2 protein-coding genes and 1 pseudogene are annotated in these 1,525 nt (G+C 61.0%); 2 read left to right on the forward strand and 1 reads right to left on the reverse strand.

Going from position 1 to position 1,525, the window contains the following annotated elements; all coding sequences use genetic code 11:
* A pseudogene (locus EN939_RS33740) lies at window positions 1-587 on the forward strand (pyridoxal-phosphate dependent enzyme); the annotation flags it as partial.
* Window positions 584-1,150 carry a DUF1697 domain-containing protein gene (locus tag EN939_RS33745; RefSeq protein ID WP_127271772.1) on the forward strand — a complete coding sequence of 189 codons (567 nt, stop codon included), beginning with the start codon at window positions 584-586 and terminating at the stop codon, window positions 1,148-1,150. The pseudogene EN939_RS33740 and the gene EN939_RS33745, both read left to right, overlap by 4 nt.
* 5 nt (window positions 1,151-1,155) lie before the next feature.
* Here EN939_RS33745 and EN939_RS33750 read toward each other — a convergent pair whose 3' ends face one another.
* Complete coding sequence (locus EN939_RS33750) at window positions 1,156-1,449, reverse strand: DUF2218 domain-containing protein (protein ID WP_127271774.1); 294 nt, start codon at window positions 1,447-1,449, stop codon at window positions 1,156-1,158.
* Window positions 1,450-1,525: the final 76 nt, after the last annotated feature.

The following is a 1,525-nucleotide window of genomic DNA, read 5'->3' on the forward strand; positions in this document are numbered from 1 at the left end:
GAAAACGGCTCAAACTCGCCAAGGTCGACAATTTCGTCGATGGCGCCGCGGTGGCCGAGATCGGCCGCGAGCCGTTGCGTCGTCTCAAGGATTTTCCGGCCGACACAGTGCGGCTGATCCCGGAAAACCGGCTCTGCGCCACCATGATCGAAATGCTCAACGTCGAAGGCGTCGTGCTGGAGCCGGCCGGCGCGCTGGCGATCGATGCGCTCAAGGATTTCTCCAAGAAGGAGATCAGGGGCAAGACCATCGTTGCCGTGGTTTCGGGCGGCAATTTCGATTTCGAGCGGCTGCCGGACGTTAAGGAACGGGCGCTACGCTTCGAGGGGCTGAAGAAATACTTCATCATCCGCTTTCCGCAGCGGCCCGGCGCGCTGCGAGACTTCCTCGAACTGCTCGGGCCCGACGACGACATCGCCCGTTTCGAATATCTGAAGAAATCGGCGCGCAATTTCGGTTCGGTGCTGATCGGCATCGAAACCAAGGACCGCCGCAATTTCGATCTGCTCAAAGCGAAGTTCGAGGCCGAGGGCGTCCAGTATCAGGACATCACCGACAACGAGACATTGGCCGGGTTCATCATATGAGCGGCAAGGAGGCAGGAAAAATCTTCGTCGCGCTGTTTTCCGGCATCAATGTCGGCGGCAACCGCATCGTCAAAATGGCGGAGCTGCGGTCGTTCTTCGAGGATCTCGGCTTTTCCGATGTCGCCACCTATGTGCAGAGCGGCAATGCCGTGTTCCGGGCGAAGAAGGGCGACGCGGCCGCGCTGACGAAACAGATCGAAGCAGCCTTCGAGAAGAAATGGGGTTTTTATTCGCGCATCATGGTGCGCGATCTCTCATGGTTCGAGCGGCTGGTGAACGAAAACCCTTACCCGGAAGTTGCCGGGGACCATACCAAGCTGCATGCCTATGTGCTGGAGCGCGAGCCGACAGCGGACGAGGTGGCGCGACTGACCGAAAAGTGCACCGGCCCCGAACGCTTCGAGATCAAGGGCGATGTGCTCTACTTGCACGCGCCGGACGGGCTGGGCAAATCGGTGTTTGCCGGGCTGATCCCGCGCACGCTGAAAGTCCCGGGCACCGCACGCAACTGGCGCTCCGTGCAGGCGCTGCTGGAGATGGCTGCTCAGACCGGTGGGAAGTAGGCGGCCTATGCCGCCGGTGCTGGTTTCCAGTCGAAGGTCAGTTCTTCGCGGAAAGCAAAGCGCTTGATGTGATCGGCGACAACGCTTTCCAGGCGCTCGATCGATCCCGCTTCGTCGGTCGACACCGTGATATGCAGTGTCGCCGCATTGGCATCCATGACGGTACGGCCCATTGAGAGATCGATGGTGCCGTGGGTGGGATCGAACTCGACCGGGAATTTGTGCGCCCAGTGCTTGCACAGCTGCTGCAGGTAGCGGCTGGCATGTTCGGTGGCGACGTCGGCATGGCTGGTCGGCATGAATTCTCCTGGGCAAGCGCCTGTTGCATGGCTGGGCGCCGGCCCAAGCCTGGCGCCTCAGCCAGACAGATAGGCG

Source organism: Mesorhizobium sp. M7A.F.Ca.CA.002.05.1.1, assembly GCF_003998335.1.
Lineage (GTDB): Bacteria > Pseudomonadota > Alphaproteobacteria > Rhizobiales > Rhizobiaceae > Mesorhizobium.